Source organism: Trinickia symbiotica, assembly GCF_002934455.1.
In the GTDB taxonomy this organism is placed as follows: Bacteria; Pseudomonadota; Gammaproteobacteria; order Burkholderiales; family Burkholderiaceae; genus Trinickia; species Trinickia symbiotica.
Genome location: NZ_PTIR01000001.1, coordinates 721,931 through 737,169, shown reverse-complemented (window position 1 = coordinate 737,169; position 15,239 = coordinate 721,931). Strand labels below are relative to the sequence as shown.

The window sequence follows — 15,239 nt, the reverse complement described above, 5'->3', positions numbered from 1 at the left end:
CCGGACGTCTGCGCGATCACGACATCTTCATTCGCTGCAGCTTGTTGTAGAGCGTCTTCGGACTGATGCCGAGCAACGTAGCGGCCCGGTGGCGCGTGCCGCCGACGGCGTCGAGCGTCGCCCGGATCAGGAGGTCCTCGACGTCCGACAGCGGAGTCCCGACCGTCACCTGCACGCTGCCGCCGTTCAGGCGCCGGCCGCCGACCGTCGTCGTCTCGTCGGCGCGCAGCGTGTCGACGATCTCGTCGGAGATGTTGTAGGCGCGGCGGACGCGCTCGTGCAGCTCGCGAACGTTGCCGGGCCAGTCGTAGGTCAGGCACTCGCGTATCAGATTCGGGCCGATCCGCTTGTGTACGTGGGCGAGGCCGCTCGCATTGACGTCGCGATTGAGGTCGTCGACGAGCGCTTCGGCGAGCAGCACCGCATCGTCGTCGCGCTCGCGCAACGGCGGCAGCACGATCGAGGCGGCGTCGAGCCGCAGCCATAGGTCCTCCCGCAACGCGCCGTCGGTCACGGCCTCGCGCGGAGACTTGCGCATCGTCGTCACGATCCGGCAATCGACGCTCACCTGACTCGTTCCGCCCACGCGCATGTAGGTCTGCGAATCGAGCGCCTTCGACAACGCCTCTTGCTGCGCAAGCGGCAGCTCCGCGATCTCGTCGAGCAAGAGCGTGCCGCCGCTCGCCTGCTCGAAAAGGCCCGGCTCGCGCCGCTCCGCGCTGGCTCCCAAACCGGGCTCCTGGCCGAACAGCAGGCTGTCGAGCCCGCGCTCGCCGCTGGGCTCGCGGGCGTAAGTGTGGCAATCGAAGACGACGAACGGGCCCTTGCGCCGCCGGCTCATCTCGTGCAGCGTACGTGCCGCCACTTCCTTGCCCGTGCCGGCCTCGCCGCAGATCAGCACGGCCGTCTCGGTCGGCGCCAGGCGCTCGATCGTATCGTAGACGTGCTGGATCGCGTCGCTGCGCCCGATCATCGGCCCGAAGCGCCCTAGCCGCCGCAGCTTCGTGCGCAGCGTCTGCACCTCCTCCGTCAACTCGTAGGGGCGCGGGATGCGAGCGAGCAGGCTGCGCAGGCGCGGTATGTTGACGGGCTTCAGCAGGTAGTCCCAAATGCCGTGGCGCAGACCTTCGATGGCGCTCTCGACGGTCGCATTGCCTGTCATGACGATGACGGGCAGCACGCCGTCCGGCTGCGCCGGCAAATGCGAAAGCAGGTCCAGACCCCTGCCGTCAGGCAGGTTCAGGTCGATCAGCACGACGTCGGGAATGAAACGGCTCAACGCCGCTCGCGCTTCCGCGAGCGAAATGGCCGTATCGACGGAAAACCCGTCGGCTGCGACGATCGCCGATAAGCCGGACAGGCTGTTGGGATCGTCTTCGACAATCAGAGCATGTGGCATGACGGAGGCAAGCATTGAAGACCGGACGGCACCGGAATCGGGGCGCCATGCGCAGTCGGAAATCGTTTCATCGAAAGCGGCTAAATTGTCTGTCAAGCACGTTTCAGGCCATCATGGTTTTTTCTGTCAAAACAATAGGTTGAGTTCGAAGGTCACGGCGTCCTGCAGATTCCGCCGGGCCAAACGGTAAAATTCGACCGGTAAAGTTTTCTTACACCATACACCACTCGTACGAAAAAAAAAGCGCCCACGAAGGGCGCTCGGATAATTCTCAACTTGCTGGCATGGCGCGGTTCGCTCTCGCGCCCCGGCTCGGCGGTTCCAGCAACCGTGCGCCGTCGTACGCGCACTTTGCTCCGGTTGCGCGTCGAGGGCGGCGATGCGCTTAGGCGCGGCTGCGGTACTCGTGCGTGCGCGTATCGATTTCGATCTTGTCGCCAATGTTGCAAAAGAGCGGAACCTGAAGCTCGAAGCCCGTATTGATGCGCGCGGCCTTCAACACTTTGCCCGACGACGTGTCGCCCTTCACGGCCGGTTCCGTGTAGGTGATTTCTCGCACGAGCGTGGTCGGCAACTCGACCGAGATCGCCTTGTCGTTGTAGAAGACGACTTCGCAGGGCATGCCGTCTTCGAGATAGTGAAGCGCGTCGCCCATCATCTCTTGCTCGACTTCGAATTGGTTGTAGTCGGCATCCATGAAGACGTACATCGGATCCGCGAAGTACGAGTACGTCACTTCCTTGCGCTCGAGCACGACGACGTCGAATTTGTCGTCCGCCTTGTAGACGGATTCCGTGCCGGCACCCGTGAGCAGATTCTTGAACTTCATCTTCACGACGGCGGCGTTGCGGCCCGATTTGTTGTATTCGGCTTTCTGCACGACCATCGCGTCGTTGCCGATCATGACGACGTTGCCCGTGCGGAGTTCCTGTGCGGTCTTCATAAAAAACACTGTCCTTGAAAAGCGAATGGGTCTTGCGAACGTCGCAGTGAGGGAACGCAAGGCCGTTGCAAATAGATAACCGCTTATTTTAACTGGGTTTTTATGAAACGCGCTAGGTTTTCCGCCAGCTCGCCGAGGGTCGCAAGCTCGTCGGCCCAGGCGGCCGCGCGCGCGTCGTAAGCGGCGCGATGCGACCAGAATTCGCCCCAGTCTGGCGTTCCGGCCCCGTTCCAGGCATGCCAGAAGCGGCCCATCGCCGCTCGCGCCGCGGGGGGAAGCGGGGCAGCGTAGTGCGCGAGCGCCGCGTCGAGCTTCGGCAGGTGCGCGTCGTCGGCCTGCGGATAGATGTGCCAGACGAACGGGCGGCGCGCCCACTGCGCGCGCACGAACGAGTCCTCGCCTCGCACGAAGTTGAAGTGACTCGCCCAAAGCAGCGCGTCATACCGCGCCTGAGGAACGAACGCGAGCGCGTGCGCACGCAGGCTGCCGCGCTCGGCATGCGCGCGCAAGCCAGCGCCGCCGGGCGCGGCCGCGAACGACGGCAGGCCGAAAAAACGCGCGACGGCGCCAGAGATGCGGCCTTCGGGCACGAGCAGGACGATCGCACCCGCGGCGTCGCGCCATTGCTCGAGCAGGCCGTCGACGACCGGGTTCTCATAGGCGAAGAGCGAGATCACCGTGGCTTCTTCCTCGGGCGGCGCCGCGCCCGTCGCCTGACGCCACCAGGCTTCGCGCTTGCCGGGCGAGCGCTCGAACGCTTCGCGCGCGGCGTCGAGCCCGCGCTCCTTCAATACGCCGCCCGTCCCCGGCCCCAGGCCGGGGAAGAAGAAGGTCTTCGTGAGCGGGTGACGCGGGTGCGGCGACGGCTTCAGATGGAAATCGGCGACCCAATCCTCGCCGCTCAGATATTCGAGATTGATCCAGACGGGCGCGCGAGCGCGCCGCGCCATTGCCGCGAGATAGGCGGGCGGCAATTCGCAGGCGAAAGCCTCGATGACGACATCGGGCACGGCGATCGTATCGCCGGCGTGCATCGGCTCGTGCCAGTGTTCGATCGTGACGCCCGCGACCGTCTGGCGATCGCGCTCGATAGCGATGGCCGGCTCGAGCCGCGCGAACGTCCGGAGATCGTCGACGAGGAGCCTCACCTGCCAGCCGTGCTCGTCGGCGAGCTCGCGCGCGAGGCGCCAGGAGACGCCGACATCGCCGAAATTGTCGATGACGGCGCAGAAGATATCGCAGGCGATCGGGGCAGACATGATGCGGGCGGGCGGGCGCACGCGGCGCGGCTCGCGCGGCGCTTGTCGCATGCGCAAATGTTCTAAACTGGCGATTCTAAAGCACGCTGCCCCGATGCGACGCCCTTCGGCCGCATTGCGCGGCGCACTGTCCGAATCCGCATGACCGAACCGCAAGATCAAGAGACCGTTTTCGAACCGAAGCGGGTCCTCGCCCAGTTGCCGCATCTGCCGGGCGTGTACCGGTACTACGACAAGCTCGGCGAGGTGCTCTACGTCGGCAAGGCGCGCGACCTCAAAAAGCGCGTGTCGAGCTATTTCACGAAGACGCTGCTGTCGCCGCGTATCGCGATGATGGTGACGCGCATCGCGCGTATCGAGACCACGGTGACGCGCTCCGAGGCCGAGGCGCTGCTGCTCGAGAACAATCTCATCAAGGCGCTCGCGCCGCGCTACAACATCCTCTTTCGCGACGACAAGTCGTATCCCTATCTGAAGCTGACGGGTCATGCGTTTCCGCGCATGGCGTACTATCGCGGCGCCGTCGACAAGAAGAACCAGTACTTCGGCCCGTTTCCGAGCGCGTGGGCGGTGCGCGAGAGCATTCAGATCCTGCAGCGCGTCTTTCAACTGCGTACCTGCGAAGACTCGGTCTTCAACAATCGCACGCGGCCGTGCCTGCTTCATCAGATCGGGCGCTGCACGGCGCCTTGCGTCGGCGCGATCGACGCGGCGGACTACGCGCGCGACGTGGAGAACGCCTCGCGTTTCCTGCTCGGCCGGCAAAACGAGGTCATGAAGGAGCTCGAAGCAAAGATGCATGCGTTCGCGGCCGAGCTCAAGTTCGAGCAGGCCGCCGCCGTGCGCAACCAGATGAGCTCGCTCGCCACGGTCCTCCATCAGCAGGCGATCGAAGTGGGCGGCGACAGCGACGTTGACATCCTCGCGGTCGTCGCGCTCGGCGGGCGTGTCTGCGTCAATCTGGCGATGGTTCGCGGCGGGCGCCATCTTGGCGACAAGGCCTATTTCCCGACCCACGCCGACAGCGCCATCGCGGCCGTGGAGGCCGAGCTCGACGAGGAGGAGAAGGAAGCGGCGGAGGATATGGGCGAGAACGCGGGCGGGGGAGCCGTCGAGCAGCCGGCGCAGGCGGCGCCCGAGGCGCAGGCGCCCGCGACGGCCGCCGAGGCGATACCCGCACCCGGCGTCGAGGCCGAAGTGCTCGATGCCTTCATCGCGCAGCACTATCTCGGCAACCGCATTCCGCCCGTGCTCGTGGTGAGCCACGCGCCGGCGAACCGTGAGCTCGTCGAGCTGCTGGCGGCCGAGGCCGGGCACAAGGTCACGCTCGTGCGGCAGCCGCAGGGGCAAAAGCGGGTCTGGCTCGGCATGGCGGAGCAAAACGCGCGGCTCGCGCTCGCGCGGCTGCTCTCCGAGCAAGGGTCTCAGCAGGCGCGAACGCGCGCGCTCGCCGAGACGCTCGGTCTCGAATGCGAGGACCTCGCGCGTCTGCGCATCGAATGCTTTGACATCAGCCATACGATGGGCGAAGCGACGCAGGCGTCGTGCGTCGTTTATCGCGATCACAAGATGCAATCGGGCGAGTATCGTCGCTACAACATAACGGGGATCACGCCCGGCGACGACTATGCCGCGATGCGACAGGTTCTGACGCGCCGCTACGAGAAGCTCGTCGAAGCAGCCGCCGGCAATGCCGATGACCGCGCCGCGGCGTTGCAGATCGACGCGGCGACCGCTCCGGAACGCGCGGCCGATGCCGCCGCGCCCGTCGCGGCCGGCGGTGTGCTGCCCAATATCGTGCTCATCGACGGCGGCAAGGGGCAGGTCGAGATCGCGCGGCAGGTGTTCGCCGAGCTCGGCATCGATCCGTCGAACATCGTCGGCGTGGCGAAGGGCGAGGGCCGCAAGGTGGGGCTCGAGACGCTCGTTTTCGCCGACGGTCGATCGTCGCTCGAGCTCGGCAAGGAAAGCGCGGCATTGATGCTCGTCGCACAGATTCGCGACGAAGCGCACCGGTTCGCGATCACGGGGATGCGCGCGAAACGCGCGAAGGCACGGCAGACCTCACGGCTCGAGGAGCTCGACGGCGTCGGCGCAAAGCGCCGGCAGCGCCTGCTCGCGCGTTTCGGCGGCTTGCGCGGCGTCGTCGCGGCAAGCGTCGACGAGCTGGCGAGCGTCGAAGGCATCTCGCGCCAGCTCGCCGAGCAGATTTATCGACAGCTGCATTGATGTCCCCACGTCGGGAATTCCTGGCCCACGACGCCGGGATGCGATAATCGCGGCATTTCCCGATCCCGCTCAAGCGCACCGCCACTCGCTCATGCCGTTCAATTTCCCGATCTTTCTGACATGGCTGCGGATCGTGTTGATTCCGCTCATCGTAGGCGTGTTCTACATGCCCGATACGGCGATGAGCGAGTTCTATCGCAATGTCGCGGCGTGCGCGATCTTCGTGCTGGCCGCGCTCACCGACTGGTTCGACGGCTTTCTCGCGCGCAAGTGGAACCAGACGTCGGCGTTCGGCGCCTTTCTCGATCCCGTGGCCGACAAGCTCATGGTCACCGCGGCGCTGCTCGTCCTCGTCCAGCTCGCGCGGATCGAGGCCGCGATCGCACTGGTCATCATCGGCCGTGAGATCGCGATCTCGGCGCTGCGCGAATGGATGGCGCACATCGGCGCGGCGAAAAGCGTCGCCGTCAATCGGCTCGGCAAGTTCAAGACCGTCTGTCAGATGGTCGCGATCCCAATGCTGCTCTATTACGGCCCGTTGCCGCTGGTGCCCGGCCGGTTCGTCATCGATACGCGGGTCTGGGGGATTTGGCTCATCTACGTCGCCGCGATTCTGACGGTTTGGTCGATGCTTTATTACATGAAGCTGGCCTGGCCGGAGATCCGCCAGCGCGGCCGCGTGCTGTAAGCATTCATCGTAAAACGGTCTGAAGCTCGGAACCCGCTGTACTTTGGGGCTGGTCAGTCGGCCCCCGGCCTGGGCGCCGGTTAGGGACCATGGCTCGATCGACCTAGGGTGAACCCTGATGTGGTAATCCCTAGGTTCGAGTACGATCTGAGCCTTCGCGTTCATGGCCCGCTCTTGCCGGATCGCCACGAACGGTTGCCCTTTCCTCCTCCTCGTCGCCGTGCCTCGAGCACGCCGGCGCGTTTTTCCCCGAGAGCGTCATGTCGTCCAGCGCATCCCCCGCACCGCACGCCGAATCGAAATTCCTCACGGTCTTTCGCGTGGTGAGCGGCAACTTCCTCGAAATGTATGACTTCATGGTCTATGGCTATTACGCTTCGGCGATCGCCAAGACCTATTTTCCGAACGGCAGCGATTTCGTCTCGCTGATGCTGTCGTTGTCCGTGTTCGGCGCGGGCTTCATGATGCGTCCTCTCGGCGCGCTCGTGCTCGGCGCCTACATCGATCATCACGGCCGCCGCAAGGGTCTCATCCTCACGTTGTCGCTCATGGCGATCGGCACGCTCGCCGTCGCGGCCGTTCCCGGCTATGCGACGATCGGCGCGCTCGCGCCGGTGCTCGTGCTGTGCGGCAGACTGCTGCAGGGCTTCTCGGCCGGCGTCGAACTGGGCGGTGTCTCGGTCTATCTTTCCGAGATCGCCACGAAGGGACACAAAGGGTTTTATTGCTCGTGGCAATCGGGCAGCCAGCAGGTGGCCGTCGTCTTCGCGGCCCTCCTTGGCGTGTTCCTGAATCGTCTCCTGCCGGCCGATCAGATGTCGGCCTGGGGTTGGCGCGTGCCGTTCCTGATCGGCTGCCTGATCGTGCCGTTCCTGTTCTTCATCCGGCGCTCGCTGAAGGAGACGGACGAATTCCTCGCGAAACGGCATCGGCCGTCGATCGGCGAGGTCTTCAAGTCGCTCGTGCAGAACTGGGGCGTCGTGCTCGGCGGCATGGGGCTCGTCATCATGACGACGGTCTCGTTCTATATGATCACCGCCTATACGCCGACCTTCGGTAAGGAGGTCCTGAAGCTCTCGTCGATCGACACGCTCGTCGTCACAGTCTGCATCGGGCTTTCGAACCTCGTCTGGCTGCCGGTCATGGGCGCCGTCTCAGATCGGGTCGGGCGTCGTCCCGTGCTGCTCGTCTTCACGATCCTCACGATCCTGACCGCCTATCCGTCGGTGCATTGGCTCGTGGCCGAACCGTCGTTCGCGCGGCTGCTCGCCGTCGAACTTTGGCTTTCGTTCCTGTACGGCAGCTATAACGGTGCCATGGTCGTCGCCCTCACCGAAGTGATGCCGAGCGACGTTCGCACGGCCGGTTTCTCGCTCGCCTACAGCCTGGCCACGACGATCGGCGGCTTTACGCCCGCCATCTCGACGCTGCTGATTCACGAAACGGGCAACAAGGCCGCGCCGGGGCTCTGGATGGGCCTGGCCGCTGTCTGCGGGCTCATTGCCACGTTCGCGCTCTACCGGTCGCCGGAAGCGCGCAATCAATACAAGGTCGTTTGACCGGGTGGGATCGCGCGGGAGCGCGTTCGGTGCTTTATTCCATTTAACGGATTCGGCGCCCGCCCGCCCGCGCGTCAAGCGCGGCCTGGCGTCTCTTCGAGCAGGCGGGCGGCCGTCCGCACCACTTCATTCCATGCTCCCGGCGCGCGTTGCCTGACGAGCCGCGCGCTCGGGTACCACGGGCTTCTGTCGGCGCCGATCTCCCGCAGCACTTCGCTTTGCGGGGCGAACCACCGCCAATCGGCCGCGAAAGGCAGCATCAGCAACAGCGGTTTGCCGAGGGCGCCGGCCAAGTGCGCGATCGACGTATCGATCGAGACGACGGCATCGAGGCCGTCGACGATCGCAGCCGTATCGGCGAAGTCGCGAATCCGGTCGTCGAAACGGTGAATCGACGCCGCGCGCGGATGCGCGTCGAGCGCGCGGCGTTCGTCGTCGCTCAGATCGGGCTGCAGGACGATCCATTCGATATCGGCCAGCGCGAAAAGCGGCTCGAGCGAGGAGAGCGGCATCGAGCGCGTTTCATGCCGCTGGATGCGACCCGACCAGGCTAGCCCTACCTTGCGCTTCGTCGGCCCGCCCGGCAGATCGCGCCATCGATCGCGATACTGCTTCGGCACGTCGACATAGCGGCTCGCGGCCGGCAACGAGTCGGCCGCCGTGCCGAGCGCGAGCGGAAGACTCAGCAACGGGCAGTGCAAATCCGCCTCGACGCGCGCCTCCCCGCGTCCCACGACATCGACGCGCCAAGCCTCGGCGAGCGGCGCGACGAGCGGCAGCAGTTCGCGCTGCACGGCGAAAACGATGCGCTCGACGCGCTCGCGCGCGAGCGGAACGAAGCGCATGAATTGCAGCGTGTCGCCGAAGCCTTGCTCGGCGTCGATCAGCAGTCTGCGATCGGCGATCGGCTCGCCTCGCCAGCGCGGCAGCGTATCGGCCCGCTCGTCGAAAGCACGCGTTCGTTCGTTTTCCCTTGCGCCGGCGTCATCGTGCTCAGCTTGCGCGCGTGCCGCGCGGACGAGATCGAGCCGCGCCTCGTAGTCGCGAAGCCCGCGATCGAAGTCGCCGAGCGCGAGCAGCGTCATGGCGCGATTGAGACGCGCCGAGGCCAGCTCGGGACGCAGCCTCAAAGCCTGATCGTAAGCACGCAGCGCCGCCTCCTGCGCGCCTGTCGCATGGTGAACATTGCCGAGGCTCAGCCAGGCGAGGCCCAAATGCGGATCGAGTCCGACCGCGCGTTCGAGCGCGGCAATCGCTTCGGCATGTCGGTCGAGCGCGGCCAGTGCGTTGCCGAGTCCGAGCAGCGCGGGCGGAAACCGCGGGTGCAGCGCGAGCGCCGCTTCGAACGCCGCCACGGCTTGCCGATGCCGGCCGATCGCGTCGAGCGTGTTGCCCAAGTTGAAATGCGCCGCCGTAAAGCGCGGCTCGGCGGCGAGGGCCCGCTCGAAATGGACGACGGCTGCTTCGGCGCGCCCGAGCGCGGCGAGCGCCATGCCGAGGTTGTTGTGCGCTCCCGCGTGCCCGGGACGCAGCTCGAGCGAGCGCGTGAACGCGTCGATCGCTTCTTCGTGGCGTCCGATCGCGTGCAACGAGTTGCCAAGGTTGTTCCAGATCGAGGCGTCGTCGGGCGACAGCCGCAGCGCCCGGCGAAACGCGTCGACGGCGTCTTCGTGGCGGCCGATCACCGCGTAAGCATTGGCCAGGTTGTAGTGCGCGAGCGCAAATCCGGGGGCGAGCGTGAGCGCGTTGCGAAAACGCTCGATGGCGCCATCGAGCCGGCCGAGCGCCTTCAGCGCGTTGCCGAGATTGAGCTGCAGGCCCGCATCGTTTGGGCGCAGCTCGACGGCGCGGCCGACGAGATCGGCCGCTTCGGCATGGCGTCCTTGCTGATGCCTCAGAACGCCCAGTAGATGCAGGGCGTCGGCGTGAGCGGGGTCGGCGTCGAGCGTGGCGCGATAATCACGTTCGGCTTCGGCGAGCCGACCGTCGCGGTGAGCCGCAAAGGCGCGGGCGAAAAGTGTATCCATTGGCAGGGCAATCGGCGAAGGCGGCATTTTCCCATACCTGTGCCCCGTTGCCGCTCGGACGCATTGCCGCGAGCCTCCGGCCGGGTCGCGGCCAGCGTACACTAGGCGACGTGTCATGTTCGCCGGAGATAAAGCATGGCCGCCGCTCTAAACGACCAGCCGGTGTTGATCGTCGGCGCGGGCCCCACTGGGCTTGCCGCCGCAATGAGCCTTGCGCGCGCGCGCATTCCCGTGCGCTTGATCGATCGAGCGCCGCGGCCAGCGCAACATTCGCGTGCGATCGGCATCCAGGCCCGGACGCTCGAGCTCTTCGAACAGCACCGCGTGGTCGAGCCGTTTCTCGAAGCTGGCCACCGGCTGCGCGCGGCCAATCTCTACTCGAACGGCCATCGGCTCGCTCGGCTCGACTTCGATCCGTTGCAGACGCGCTATCCCTACTTGCTCGCGCTCGATCAGACGGTCACGGAACGCTTTCTGACTGACCATCTCGCCACGCTCGGGGTCGCGATCGAGCGCGGCGTCGAGCTCGTCAGTCTGACGCAGAGCGCCTCGCGCGTGGAAGTCGGTCTTCGGCAAGCGGACGGCCGCGAGGAAACGGCGCACGTGTCGTATGTGGTTGCGGCCGACGGCGCGCACAGCACCGTGCGGCACCTGCTCGGCCTCAACTTCGCGGGCAAGGCGTTCGAGCAGACGTTCATGCTCGCGGATTTGCATGCCGACTCGGACCTCGCCGATGACGAGTTCCATCTCTTCGCGTCGGGCGACGGGCTCGCGGCGATTTTCCCGTTGGGCGGCGGGCGTCATCGATTCATCGCCGACAATCCGCCGGGCGACCCCGACGGCGCGCCGCCGAGACAGGAAGAAGCGAGCCGTGTGCCCGAGAAGCTGATGGCCGTGATGGCGGCGGGCGAAGCGCACGAGGTGGCCGCCGCCACCTCCGTCGAAGCGCGCGACCCGCTGGCGCCGCGCATCGAGCGCTTGCGCGCAGCCGCGCAACGACGCATCCACCGGCCGCTCGAGTTGTCGGCGCTCGAGTGGTCGTCGTATTTCAGGCTCCACAGCCGCATGGTCGAGAAGCTGCGCGTGCAGCGCGCCTTTCTTGCGGGCGATGCGGCGCATGTCCACAGTCCCGCCGGCGCGCAGGGGATGAATACGGGGATCCAGGAGGCGTTCAATCTCGGCTGGAAGCTCGCGCGCGTCCTGTCCGGCCACGCCCCCGAATCGTTGCTCGACACCTACCAGACGGAGCGTCATCCGATCGAGCGCGATGTGCTGCGGCAAACGAGCTTCATCACGCAACTGGCCGAAGCCGAGCGCGGCCCGCTCAAGCTGCTACGCGATCGGGCGATGCCGATGCTCGCCGCGTTCGGTCCGCTGCGCGACGCGGCGCGGCTGATGGTGAGCGAGCTCTCGATTCAGTACCGGCGCAGTCCGCTGACGCTCGAGCGCGTGCTCGACGGCGGCCCGCGTGCGGGCGAGCGGGCGCCCGATGCGCTCGTGCAGGTGATCGACGGGCCGCTCGGGCGCGCGCCGGGCACCGGATACATCTACGATCTGCACGATCCGGCGTGCTACACGCTGTTTTTGCTCGTTACGTTGCCGACCGATGCAAAGAAGCGTTTCGACGCGACGGGCGCGCTTCCGCCCGAGGCGGTCGGCGTCGATGGCGATCTCGACCGCCTCGCCTCGACGGTCGACGGCGCCCTATCAGGCGCCGTGCGGATTTGGCGCGTCACCGACGCGTTGACGGGCGGGGGGCCGTCGTTGACGGAGACCTACGGGCGCACGCGGCCCGCGTTCTACTTGCTGCGGCCCGACGGGTACCTCTGCGCGCGCGGACGTCCCGCGTCCGATGCGAGCGCGCTCTTGCGGCATTGCGAGACCTGGTTCGCGGCCGCGCGCAAGCAACGATGATTCATGCGGCCTCGCGCGGCGTCAGTTCGCCGCGCGCCTTCACGAGCGCCTCTTTGACGATCGGCAGCAGCGGCGCGCTGGCGGCCGGATCGTCGAGCATGGCGAGGATCGTGCGCCGCATGCGCGGCTCCCAGAACTTGTGAATATGGTCGGCGATGCCGGCGAGCGCCTCGTTGTGATCGGGCATCGATTGGAAAAACTCGCCGATGCTGTTCGCCATATCGACCAAATGGTGTTGATTCATGATGGCGGCCCTCACTTACCCGCGGTCACGGCGCCGAGCGCCCGCTCGCGCTCGCGCAGCAACGCGAGCTGCGTTTCCGAAAACCGCGAATAGTGCTGCTGCCACTCGGACGGCTGCTGTACCGGCAATACCTGCACGGCCGTCACCTTGTACTCCGGACAGTTCGTCGCCCAATCGGAACTGTCCGTCGTGATGACGTTCGCCCCCGATTCGGGGAAGTGGAACGTCGTATAGACGACGCCCGGCTGCATGCGCTCGGTCACCAGCGCGCGCAGCACCGTGTACCCGGCGCGCGACTCGATGCCGACCCAGTCGCCTGTCTTGATACCGCGGTCTTCGGCATCGTGCGGATGGAGCTCGAGCCGGTCCTCGTCGTGCCACTGCACGTTTTCCGTTCGCCGCGTCTGTGCACCGACGTTGTACTGCGAGAGGATGCGGCCCGTCGTCAGCAGCAACGGGAAGCGCTGCGTGACCTTTTCGTGCGAGGGCACGAACTTCGTGATGACGAACTTGCCCTTGCCGCGCACGAACTCGTCGACGTGCATCGTCGGCGTGCCTTGCGGCGCGGCCTCGTTGCAGGGCCACTGTACGCTGCCGAGCTCGTCGATGAGATCGTACGAGACGCCGTGGAACGTGGGCGTGAGCCGCGCGATCTCGTCCATGATCTCGGACGGATGCGCGTAGTTCATGTCATAGCCGAGCTCGCAGGAGAGCAACTGCGTGACTTCCCAGTCCGCATAGCCGCAAAGCGGCGTCATCACGCGCCGCACGCGGGAAAAGCGCCGCTCCGCGTTCGTGAACGTGCCATCCTTTTCGAGGAACGACGAGCCGGGCAGGAAAACATGCGCGTACTTGGCGGTCTCGTTGAGGAAGATATCCTGGACGACGATGCATTCCATCGATGACAGCGCCGAGGCCACGTGCTGCGTGTCGGGGTCCGACTGAACGATGTCCTCGCCCTGGCAGTAAAGGCCTTTAAAGCTGCCGTCGAGCGCCGCATCGAACATGTTCGGGATGCGCAGCCCCGGTTCCGGATCGAGCTCGACGTGCCAGGCTTCTTCGAACTGTCCGCGCACCTCGGCGCCGCCTATATGGCGGTAACCGGGCAACTCGTGCGGGAACGAGCCCATATCGCACGAGCCTTGCACGTTGTTCTGTCCGCGCAGCGGATTGACGCCGACGCCCTCACGGCCGATGTTGCCCGTCGCCATCGCGAGATTGGCGATGCCCATCACCGTCGTCGAGCCTTGCGCGTGCTCGGTGACGCCCAGGCCGTAGTAGATCGCTCCGTTGCCGCCCGTGGCATAAAGGCGCGCGGCCTCGCGCACCTGCTTCGCCGGCACGCCCGTCACGGCTTCCATCGTCTCGGGCGAGTTCTCTTCATGCGCGACGAAATCGCGCCATTGCGCAAAGGCGAGCGGCTCGCAGCGCTCGGCCACGAACTTCTCGTCGACGAGCCCCTCGGTCACGATGACGTGCGCCAGCGAATTAATGAGTGCGACGTTCGTGCCGGGCCGCAATGGCAGGTGATAGTCGGCCTTCACGTGCGGACCGTCGACGAGATCGATGCGGCGCGGATCGGCGATGATGAGCTTCGCGCCCTCGCGCACACGCCGTTTCAGGCGCGAGGCGAAGACCGGGTGGCCGTCGGTCGGGTTCGCGCCGATCACGATGATCACATCCGATTTCGCGACCGAAGCGAACGTCTGCGTGCCGGCCGATTCACCGATCGTCGTCTTCAGGCCGTAGCCCGTCGGCGAATGGCACACACGCGCGCAGGTATCGACGTTGTTGTTGCCGAATGCCGCGCGCACGAGCTTCTGCACGAGGTAGGTTTCTTCGTTCGTGCAACGCGAAGACGTGATGCCGCCGACGGAGCCGCGCCCATACTTGCCCTGGATGCGACGAAACTCGGAGGCCGCATACGAGATCGCCTCCCGCCAGCTCACCTCGCGCCAGGGATCCGTGATCTTCGCGCGGATCATCGGCTTCGTGATGCGGTCCTTGTGGGTCGCGTAGCCCCAGGCAAAGCGGCCCTTCACGCAAGCATGACCCTCGTTGGCCTGGCCGTTCCTGTACGGCACCATCCGCACGACTTGACCGCCTTTCATCTCGGCCTTGAACGAGCAGCCGACGCCGCAGTAGGCGCAGGTCGTCACGACCGAATGCTCGGCCTGGCCGAGCACCGTGACGCTCTTTTCCATCAGCGTCGCGGTGGGGCAAGCGGCCACGCAGGCGCCGCACGAGACGCACTCCGAGTCCATGAACGGCTGGTTTTCGCTGGCGGCGACGCGCGACTCGAAGCCGCGCGCGGCGATCGTCAGTGCGAACGTGCCCTGCGTTTCCTCGCAGGCGCGCACGCAGCGGTTGCAGACGATGCACTTGGACGGATCGTACGTGAAGTACGGGTTCGATTCATCCTTCGCGTCTTTCAGATGGTTGTCGCCGTCGAATCCGTAGCGCACTTCGCGCAAGCCCACGACGCCCGCCATGTCCTGCAGTTCGCAGTTGCCGTTGGCCGGGCAGGTCAGGCAGTCGAGCGGGTGATCGGAGATGTAGAGCTCCATCACATTGCGGCGCAGGTCCTGCAGGCGCGGCGTTTGCGTCGAGACGCGCATGCCGGCTTCGACCGGCGTCGTGCACGAGGCCGGATAGCCGCGCTTGCCTTCGATCTCGACGAGGCACAGGCGACAAGAGCCGAACGGCTCGAGCGAATCGGTCGCGCAGAGCTTCGGCACGTTGATGCCGGCCTCGATCGCGGCGCGCATCACCGAGGTGCCCGCGGCCACCGTCACGGGGCGCCCGTCGATTTCGAGCGTCACGTCAGTGTCGGCGTAGCGGCGCGGCGTGCCGTAGTCGATGTCGTCGAGCGGGTTCAGGTTCAGCGCGGCGCTCTTGCAGGCACAGTTTCCCGAGCCGCAGCCACCGGTCGCTTTGGGTTGTGCGAATGCGTCGGACATGATGAGTTGCTCCATTC

At 66.1% G+C, this 15,239-nt stretch carries 10 protein-coding genes; 4 read left to right on the top strand and 6 right to left on the bottom strand.

The genetic code is table 11. The features are described 5' to 3' along the window. Positions 1-16: 16 nt before the first annotated feature. The 3 genes from B0G57_RS03320 to earP form a co-directional block, all read right to left on the bottom strand. Positions 17-1,399, bottom strand: coding sequence for a sigma-54-dependent transcriptional regulator (locus tag B0G57_RS03320; protein WP_018441594.1), 1,383 nt, complete (start codon positions 1,397-1,399; stop codon positions 17-19). A gap of 385 nt (positions 1,400-1,784) precedes the next feature. After that, entirely contained in the window at positions 1,785-2,342 is a 558-nt protein-coding gene (gene efp / locus B0G57_RS03315) for an elongation factor P (RefSeq protein ID WP_018441595.1), read from the bottom strand. 83 nt (positions 2,343-2,425) lie between these two features. Continuing rightward, positions 2,426-3,601, bottom strand: coding sequence for an elongation factor P maturation arginine rhamnosyltransferase EarP (gene earP, locus B0G57_RS03310; protein ID WP_035468889.1), 1,176 nt, complete (start codon positions 3,599-3,601; stop codon positions 2,426-2,428). Positions 3,602-3,742: 141 nt separating this feature from the next. Between earP and uvrC the strand changes: the two genes are divergently transcribed. The 3 genes from uvrC to tcuC all read left to right on the top strand — a co-directional run bounded on the left by uvrC (position 3,743) and on the right by tcuC (position 8,077). Continuing rightward, complete coding sequence (gene uvrC, locus B0G57_RS03305) at positions 3,743-5,830, top strand: excinuclease ABC subunit UvrC (protein WP_018441597.1); 2,088 nt, start codon at positions 3,743-3,745, stop codon at positions 5,828-5,830. A gap of 91 nt (positions 5,831-5,921) precedes the next feature. Further along, on the top strand, positions 5,922-6,518 hold the full coding sequence (gene pgsA / locus B0G57_RS03300; protein ID WP_018441598.1) for a CDP-diacylglycerol--glycerol-3-phosphate 3-phosphatidyltransferase: 597 nt from the start codon (positions 5,922-5,924) through the stop codon (positions 6,516-6,518). Positions 6,519-6,778: 260 nt separating this feature from the next. Continuing rightward, positions 6,779-8,077: an MFS transporter gene (gene tcuC / locus B0G57_RS03295; RefSeq protein ID WP_018441599.1), complete on the top strand. Its 1,299-nt coding sequence runs from the start codon at positions 6,779-6,781 to the stop codon at positions 8,075-8,077. A 74-nt stretch (positions 8,078-8,151) separates the two neighbouring features. Here tcuC and B0G57_RS03290 read toward each other — a convergent pair whose 3' ends face one another. Then, the gene (locus B0G57_RS03290) at positions 8,152-10,104 is read right to left on the bottom strand and encodes a tetratricopeptide repeat protein (RefSeq protein ID WP_018441600.1); all 1,953 of its coding nucleotides are present in this window, start codon (positions 10,102-10,104) and stop codon (positions 8,152-8,154) included. Between the two features lie 135 nt (positions 10,105-10,239). Between B0G57_RS03290 and B0G57_RS03285 the strand changes: the two genes are divergently transcribed. Beyond that, positions 10,240-12,018 carry an FAD-dependent monooxygenase gene (locus B0G57_RS03285; RefSeq protein WP_018441601.1) on the top strand — a complete coding sequence of 593 codons (1,779 nt, stop codon included), beginning with the start codon at positions 10,240-10,242 and terminating at the stop codon, positions 12,016-12,018. Position 12,019: 1 nt separating this feature from the next. Here B0G57_RS03285 and B0G57_RS03280 read toward each other — a convergent pair whose 3' ends face one another. Continuing rightward, on the bottom strand, positions 12,020-12,262 hold the full coding sequence (locus B0G57_RS03280) for a formate dehydrogenase subunit delta (protein ID WP_026229831.1): 243 nt from the start codon (positions 12,260-12,262) through the stop codon (positions 12,020-12,022). Between the two features lie 11 nt (positions 12,263-12,273). Then, positions 12,274-15,222, bottom strand: coding sequence for a formate dehydrogenase subunit alpha (fdhF, locus tag B0G57_RS03275; protein WP_026229832.1), 2,949 nt, complete (start codon positions 15,220-15,222; stop codon positions 12,274-12,276). Between the last annotated feature and the right edge of the window lie 17 nt (positions 15,223-15,239).